The organism is Synechococcus sp. BA-120 BA3 (assembly GCF_034931285.1).
Lineage (GTDB): Bacteria > Cyanobacteriota > Cyanobacteriia > PCC-6307 > Cyanobiaceae > Cyanobium.
This window is the reverse complement of the sequence record NZ_JAYGHZ010000325.1, coordinates 1-7,112: the sequence shown is the minus strand read 5'-3', so window position 1 is coordinate 7,112 and position 7,112 is coordinate 1. Positions and strand designations below refer to the sequence as shown.

At 71.9% G+C, this 7,112-nt stretch carries 7 protein-coding genes, 1 tRNA gene and 1 pseudogene; 5 read left to right on the top strand and 4 right to left on the bottom strand.

Features of this window, described 5'->3' with window-relative positions; all coding sequences use genetic code 11:
- Together VB737_RS13460 and VB737_RS13455 are read left to right on the top strand one after the other, a co-directional pair.
- Positions 1 to 1,205 (top strand): annotated as a pseudogene (locus tag VB737_RS13460) (chromosome segregation protein SMC); the annotation flags it as partial.
- A 92-nt stretch (positions 1,206 to 1,297) separates the two neighbouring features.
- Entirely contained in the window at positions 1,298 to 2,431 is a 1,134-nt protein-coding gene (locus tag VB737_RS13455; RefSeq protein ID WP_500313687.1) for a PRC-barrel domain-containing protein, read from the top strand.
- Between the two features lie 18 nt (positions 2,432 to 2,449).
- On the opposite strand, the gene msrB is transcribed toward VB737_RS13455, so the two are convergent.
- From msrB to VB737_RS13440, 3 genes are all read right to left on the bottom strand, one after another.
- A complete protein-coding gene (msrB, locus tag VB737_RS13450; RefSeq protein ID WP_500313685.1) occupies positions 2,450 to 2,866 on the bottom strand; it encodes a peptide-methionine (R)-S-oxide reductase MsrB in 417 nt (138 codons plus the stop codon).
- Positions 2,867 to 2,904: 38 nt separating this feature from the next.
- Complete coding sequence (locus VB737_RS13445; RefSeq protein ID WP_500313684.1) at positions 2,905 to 4,203, bottom strand: glycosyltransferase family protein; 1,299 nt, start codon at positions 4,201 to 4,203, stop codon at positions 2,905 to 2,907.
- A gap of 41 nt (positions 4,204 to 4,244) precedes the next feature.
- Positions 4,245 to 4,326: transfer RNA gene (locus VB737_RS13440), tRNA-Leu, on the bottom strand.
- Positions 4,327 to 4,496: 170 nt separating this feature from the next.
- Here VB737_RS13440 and accC point away from each other — a divergent pair.
- Entirely contained in the window at positions 4,497 to 5,846 is a 1,350-nt protein-coding gene (gene accC / locus VB737_RS13435; RefSeq protein ID WP_500313682.1) for an acetyl-CoA carboxylase biotin carboxylase subunit, read from the top strand.
- Between the two features lie 12 nt (positions 5,847 to 5,858).
- On the opposite strand, the gene VB737_RS13430 is transcribed toward accC, so the two are convergent.
- Complete coding sequence (locus VB737_RS13430; protein ID WP_500313680.1) at positions 5,859 to 6,173, bottom strand: YggT family protein; 315 nt, start codon at positions 6,171 to 6,173, stop codon at positions 5,859 to 5,861.
- An 85-nt stretch (positions 6,174 to 6,258) separates the two neighbouring features.
- On the opposite strand from VB737_RS13430, the gene psbX reads away from it, so the two are divergent.
- Together psbX and VB737_RS13420 are read left to right on the top strand one after the other, a co-directional pair.
- On the top strand, positions 6,259 to 6,381 hold the full coding sequence (gene psbX, locus VB737_RS13425) for a photosystem II reaction center protein PsbX (RefSeq protein WP_323306397.1): 123 nt from the start codon (positions 6,259 to 6,261) through the stop codon (positions 6,379 to 6,381).
- Positions 6,382 to 6,460: 79 nt separating this feature from the next.
- The coding region (locus VB737_RS13420; RefSeq protein ID WP_500313678.1) for a Ycf66 family protein at positions 6,461 to 7,112 on the top strand (652 nt) is incomplete at its 3' end.

The window sequence follows — 7,112 nt, the reverse complement described above, 5'->3', positions numbered from 1 at the left end:
GGCGGCCCCCGGGTACGGCTGCGATGGCCGTCGTCCACCTCGCCGACTACCGTCCGGCGCCCGACCGGCTGGAGCGCAACGGCCTGACGTTGCGCCTGTACGCCGACCAGGCCCTGGTGGAGGCCCGGCGCCAGCGGGACGAGCTGGAGGCGGAGCGGCGCGACCGGGCCCTGGGGGCGGAGCGGCTGGGCAGCCAGCTGGAGGCCCTCGCCGGGGAGGAACGGCGGCTGGTGGAGGCGGTGCAGGCCCTGGTGGCCGAGCGACAGCTCTGGAAGGAACGCCAGCAGGCGGAGCAGGAGCGCCGCACCCTGCTGGAGCGCCAGCAGAGCGAGTTGCAGACCCGCTTCGGCGAGCGGCGCCGCGCCCGCGACGGGGCCGAAGCCCACCTGGCCGGCCGACGCCAGGCCCTGCAGCAGCGCCAGTGGGAACTGCAGCGGCGCCAGGAGGAGCGGCTGGCCCTGGCCGAGGAGCAGCGCAGCCACGGCCTGCGGCTGGCCCAGATGGAACGGGAGCTGCCCGACCCCCGCCCGGAGCTGGGCGAAGAGGTGCGCGAGGCCGGCCTGGAGGCGCTGCAGCAGAACCTGCGCAGCCTGCAGCAGCGCATGGAGGCGCTCGAGCCGGTCAACATGCTCGCCCTTGAGGAGCTGGAGCAGCTCGAGCAGCGGCTGGCCGACCTGGACGACCGGCTGGAGGTGCTCAGCAAGGAGCGGGAGGAGCTGCTGCTGCGAATCGAGACCGTGGCCACCCTGCGCCAGGAGGCCTTCATGGAGGCCTTCCGGGCCGTCGATGGCCATTTCCAGACGATCTTCGCCGGCCTCTCCGACGGCGAGGGTCACCTGCAGCTGGAGAACCCCGAGCAGCCCCTCGAGGGTGGCCTGACCCTGGTGGCCCATCCCAAGGGCAAGGCAGTGCGGCGGCTGGCCTCGATGTCGGGCGGTGAGAAATCCCTGACCGCCCTCAGCTTCCTGTTCGCCCTGCAGCGCTTCCGTCCCTCGCCCTTCTATGCCCTCGATGAGGTCGACAGCTTCCTGGACGGGGTGAACGTCGAGCGGCTGGCGGCCCTGATCGCCGCCCAGGCGCACCAGGCCCAGTTCATGGTCGTCAGTCACCGCCGGCCGATGATCGCCGCGGCCACCCGCACCATCGGCGTCACCCAGGCCCGCGGCTCCCATACCCAGGTGGTCGGTTTGCCGCCGGCGGCCTGAGCCGACCGCGTGGGCCACAATGGGCCGACCAGGCTGTTCCAGGCCGTGAAGTCGCTCCCGTTCCCCCTGCCGTCCAGCCCCGATCTCCGGATTTGACCTCCCCGATTCCCCCCTCCACCGAGCCCGCCGCCCCCAGCGACCGCCTCTGGCTGCGCTCCGAACTGATGGGCACCCAGGTGATCACCCGGGACACCGGCCGGCGTCTGGGCGTCGTCGGCGAGGTGGTGGTCGACATCGACCGGCGCGAAGTGATCGCCCTCGGCCTGCGGGACAACCCTCTCACCCGATTCCTGCCGGGCCTGCCCCGCTGGATGCCGCTGGATCGCATCCGCCAGGTGGGTGACGTGATCCTGGTGGATTCGGCCGACTCCCTGGCCGAGGGGTTCAATCCCGAGCGCTACAGCAAGGTCATCAACTGCCAGGTGATCACTGAGTCGGGCGAACAGCTCGGCCGGGTGCTCGGCTTCAGCTTCGACATCGAGACCGGCGAACTCACCACCCTGGTGATCGGTGCCCTCGGCGTTCCCCTGCTGGGGGAAGGGGTGCTCAGCACCTGGGAGATGCCGGTGGGGGAGGTGGTCAGCAGCGGCCCGGACCGGATCATCGTCTACGAGGGGGCCGAGGAGAAGCTCAAGCAGCTCGGCACCGGCCTGCTGGAGAAGCTCGGCATCGGCGGCGCCAGCTGGGAGCAGGAGGAGCGGGACCGGTTCCGCACCGGGGCCGTTCCGGCCGAGAACCAGCTGCCGGCGGGCCAGCCCACCGTCCAGGAGCAGCGCCGGATCCAGCCGGCCGCCAGCCGCAGCTTCCAGCCCGCCGAGGAACTGGAGTACGTGGAACTGGAGGAACGGCGCGAGCGGGAGCCCCTGCGCCAGCGCCGCTACCTCGACGACGACCTGCCGGAACCGCGCCAGCGCCCCGAAGCCCGCCCGGCCGAGGCGTACGGGCGTGAAAGCGAGCGGCGGGAGCGGGTGGCGCCGGACCGGTACGACGACCGCAGCTCCGACCGCACACCCGATCGCAACCCGCCCCAGCGCTACGGCGAAGAGCGCTACGCAGAAGATCGCTACGCGGAGGACCGTTACCCCGAGGAGCGCTACCGGCCCGACCGCGGTTACGAGCCGGAGCGGGATCCCTACACCGCCCCCGCCGAAGCGCCGCCGCGGGAGGCCCCCCGCGCCAGGGAGCCGGTGGATGTGGAGCCCGAGATCCTCGACGATCCCTGGTGAGAGGGCGGCCGCCCGGCCTCAGCCCTCGGCGAACTGCAGCGACGCCGAATTGACGCAGTAGCGCAGGCCGGTGGGGGTGGGCCCGTCGTTGAAGACGTGGCCGAGGTGGGCGTCGCAGGTGGCGCAACGGATCTCGGTGCGCTCCATGCCGTGGGAGCGGTCGGTGTGGGTGGTGATCGCCCCGTCACTCACCCCCTGCCAGAAGCTGGGCCAGCCGGTACCGGAATCGAACTTGCTGGCGGAGCTGAACAGGGGACTGCCGCAACAGACACAGTGGTACATCCCGGTGGCCTTGTTGTTCCAGTAGGCACCGGTGAAGGCCCGCTCGGTGCCCCCCTCGCGGGCCACCCGGTACTGCTCGGGCGTCAGCTTCGAGCGCCAGTCGGCCTCAGCGGCAACGGTGCTGGCTGGGGTGGTGGAATCGCTCGGCTGCATGGTGGCGAACCCCTCATGGGGCCAGGGTGAGCTGAATCCTATCCAGATCGCACCGGCACCCCGGAGGGCTCCGGTGGCGGCAGCAGGCCCCGCACCATCGCTGCCACCGCCGCCACGGCGCCCGGCTGGCCCCGCAGGCTGCGCAGGTCGTCGGCCATGGCCGCCAGGCGCTCGGGATGCTCCAGCCAGTCGGCGGCCTCGGCGGCGATCTGGGCCGGTTCGATCGGCCCCACCCGCTCCGGTACCACGGCGCGGCCGGCGGAGATGTTGGGCCAGGCCAGGAAGCCGCGATGGCGCATGCGCCAGGCGGTGAGGGCCACCCCCACCAGACGCCGCAGCAGGGGCAGCCGGGCCAGCAGCCCCATCCAGCCGTCCCAGGCCTGCATCACCGCCAGGTGCTGGGTGGGCACCAGCACGATCATCGGCACCGCCAGGGCGCCCAGCTCGGCCGTGTTGGCCCCCACCGTGGTGAGCGCCAGGGCGCACTGACTCAGGGCCGCGTGGGCGGGATGGCGCTCCAGCAGCAGGATGCGGGTGCCGGCGGCCGTGACGATCTCATCGCCCCGGAGCTGGGGCTCGCCAGACCCCCGGAGGCGGTTCAGCGGGTTGGCGGGCCCGCCGTAGGCCAGCAGTTCCCGCACCGAGGTGGTGGGGGCCACCGGCAGCAGGAAGCGGCAGCCGGGCCGCAGGGCCGCCAGCCGGTCGGCGGTCTCCAGCAGGAAGGGCACCCCCACCAGCAGCTTGGCCCGCTTCGAGCCGGGCAGCAAGGCCACCCAGTCGCCGGGCGGGAGGGGGTCGTCCTGGCGGGCCAGGGTCGAGAGATCGGCCATCAGGTCACCCACCACCGTGGCCCGCTGCCGCCAGCGGGGGGCCAGGCGGCCGGCGGCGGTGGGCCCCATCACGGCGATGCGGTCGTTCCAGCGGGGCCAGCGGGCCACCCACTCGGCATAGGTGAGGTGGCGGTAGCCCAGACGGGCGGAGAGCAGCACGGTCCAGAACTGGTCGCCGCCGAGGAACACCACCACGCCCCGCTGGGGCCAGGGGCCGTGGCGGCGAGGCCGCAGCAGCAGCCACCAGAACCTGGAGGCCGGCAGCACCCGCTCGAACAGCCCCCAGCCCTGGGCCACCCGATGCTCGGCGCCGGTGGCGTTGGGGCAGGGGACCAGCACCAGCCGCAGGCTGCAGGGGGCGGCCGGGTCCCGGGGCCGCAGGGGCTGCAGCCGATGGAGCTGCTCGGCCAGCGGGCGCACCCAGGTGCTCAGCTCCCCGGGGCCGTTGCTGACCAGCACGATCGCGCTCGCGGCGGCTGGAGCGGAGACCGGCGACGGCTGGGTCAAGAGAACCGCAGGTTCCGGGGGACCGGGCTGAAGAAGAAAAATGCGGATGGCGAGACTTGAACTCGCAAGGCCGAAGCCACACGCCCCTCAAACGTGCGTGTCTACCAATTCCACCACATCCGCGTGGTCGGAGCGGGCCGGGGCCCTCACCGACTGAGCAATATACGCACAGGCTTCCCCGCCCCCGGCAACCCTGATGGCGGGGTGCTGCCCTGGCGGCGCCGGTGAGCACTGATACAGTCCGCCCCGGCACGGCCGCACCCCCGCCAGCCCCTTCGCCCGGACCTGCACGGATGCCCATCGGCAAACTGCTGATCGCCAACCGCGGCGAAATCGCCCTCCGCATCCTGCGCAGCTGCCGGGAGCTCGGCATCGCCACGGTGGCCGTCTACAGCACCGTCGACAAGAACGCCCTGCACGTGCAGCTGGCCGATGAGGCGGTCTGCGTGGGCGAGGCCCCCAGCAGCCGCAGTTACCTCAACGTTCCCAACATCCTGGCCGCCGCCACCTCCCGCGGCGCCGACGCCATCCACCCCGGCTACGGCTTCCTGGCCGAAAACGCGGACTTCGCCGAGAAGTGCCTCGACCACGGCCTGATCTTCGTGGGTCCCTCGCCGGCCTCGATCCTGGCCATGGGCGACAAGTCGACGGCCAAGATCACCATGCAGCGGGTGGGGGTCCCCACGATCCCCGGCAGCGAGGGGCTGCTGGAGGATCCCGCCGAAGCCGCCAGCCTCGCCGCGGCCATGGGCTACCCGGTGATGATCAAGGCCACCGCCGGCGGCGGCGGCCGGGGCATGCGCCTGGTGCCAGCCGCCGACCAGCTCGAGACCCTGTTCCGTGCGGCCCAGGGGGAGGCCGAGGCCGCCTTCGGCAACCCTGGCCTCTACATGGAGAAATTCATCGACCGGCCCCGGCACGTGGAAGTGCAGGTGCTGGCCGACCGCCACGGCAACGTGGTGCACCTGGGGGAGCGCGACTGCTCGATCCAGCGTCGCCACCAGAAGCTCCTGGAAGAAGCCCCCAGTCCGGGGCTCGATCCCGAGCTGCGCCGTCGCATGGGCGAGGCGGCGGTGGCGGCGGCCCGCAGCATCAACTACGAGGGGGCCGGCACGGTCGAATTCCTGGTGGACAGGAGCGGCGCCTTCTACTTCATGGAGATGAACACCCGCATCCAGGTGGAGCATCCCGTCACCGAAATGGTGACGGGCATCGACCTGATCGCCGAGCAGCTGCGCATCGCCGGCGGCGAGCCGATCTCCGTCCGCCAGGACCAGATCCACATCACCGGCCACGCCATCGAGTGCCGCATCAACGCCGAGGATCCGCGCCACAACTTCCGGCCGGCCCCGGGCAAGATCACCGGCTGGCTGCCCCCCGGGGGACCGGGGGTGCGCATCGACAGCCACGTCTACACGGGCTACGAGATCCCGCCCTTCTACGACTCCCTGATCGGCAAGCTCATCGTCTGGGGGACCGATCGGGACCATGCGATCCGACGCATGCGCCGGGCCCTCTCGGAATGTGCCGTGACGGGGATCCCCACCACCATCGAGTTCCACCTCGCCCTGCTGGATCGCAAGGAGTTCCAGCGCGGCGAGGTCTGGACCAAGTTCGTCGAAGAGGAGATGTTGAACCGCTGAGAGGGCCCCAGCTCAGCCGACGGCCTGGCTGCGCAGCAGGGCCAGGGTGACCAGTCCCTGCTGACCCACCAGCAGCTCCCGCAGCAGGCTGATCAGCCCCACCCAGACCACCGGGGTCACGTCGACGCCGCCGATGGGCTGGATCAGGCGGCGGGTGAGGGCCAGAACGGGCTCGGTGGGCGCGCCCACCACCCGCATCACCCCCTTGGTGAGGTCCACAGCCGGGTACCAGGTGAGGACGATGCGGAACAGGAACAGCAGGGTCCAGCCCGCCAGGAGCAGCCCCAGGGTCAGGTGCAGCAGGGGCAGGGGGGCCGGGGCCGTCACAAAGCTCTAAGCGTCGGAACACCGATCGTAGGAAGCCGCCGTCACTGCCTAGGATCCGCCGAGCTGTCCGGAGCGCCCCCCTGCCATGACCCCTTCCCTCGCCAACTTCCTCAGCAGCCTCGCCTGGGGCGCGGTCATCGTGGTGATCCCCATCTCCATCGCCCTGGTGCTGATCAGCCAGAACGACCAGCTCGACCGGCGCCTCTGATCCGACGGGCCCCCTGCGCCTGCCGATGACAGGGCGGGCGCGGTCCTTAGAGTGGGGCCCGTCGCCCGGGTGAACCGCCGTGGTCAACGCCAGCCTCAACTGGGCCAGCATCGTCGGCATCGTCCTGGCGGTCGGTGGAGCCTTCCTCTACTTCATGAGGAGCTTCAAGCCGGCCCTGGCCCGGGACTACGACGTGTTCTTCGCCGCCATCGGCCTGCTCTGCGGCGGCATCCTCTTCTTCCAGGGGTGGCGCCTGGATCCGATCCTCCAGTTCGGCCAGTTCCTGCTGGCCGGCACCACGGTCTTCTTCGCCTACGAGAGCGTCCGCCTGCGGGGGGTCACCACCGAGCAGGCCCGCCGCTCCTCCTATTTCGACGACGAGGAGCCCGCGGCCCCCTTCCGGCCCCGTGGTGGCCTCGGCGGCGGCCGCAGCTGGGACGACGAGCCGGACCGGTTCGACGAGCCCGAACCCCTGCGGCGCCGCATCCCCTCCCGCGACGAGCCCGAGGACGACTTCTATCGGCCGCGCCGGCCCAGCCGCGCTGCCATTCCCGAGCGGGCAGCGAGCCGCCGCGAGGAACCGGACGGCTGGGACAACCCCAGGGGCGAGCGCCCCGACGGTATCGCCGGCCGCTACAGCGCCGGTGGCCAGGGCCGCTCCTCCAGCAGTGATTTCGGCGCCCGTCGCCGCGACCGCGACAGCGCCCCGGAATCCCGCCGCGGCTCCCGCC

Bases quoted from the DNA above. Each gene is read 5' to 3' on its own strand.
- msrB (WP_500313685.1), bottom strand. From the start codon at position 2,866: ATGCAGCCGAGCGATTCCACCACCCCAGCCAGCACCGTTGCCGCTGAG.
- psbX (WP_323306397.1), top strand. From the start codon at position 6,259: ATGACCCCTTCCCTCGCCAACTTCCTCAGCAGCCTCGCCTGGGGCGCG.
- accC (WP_500313682.1), top strand. From the start codon at position 4,497: ATGCCCATCGGCAAACTGCTGATCGCCAACCGCGGCGAAATCGCCCTC.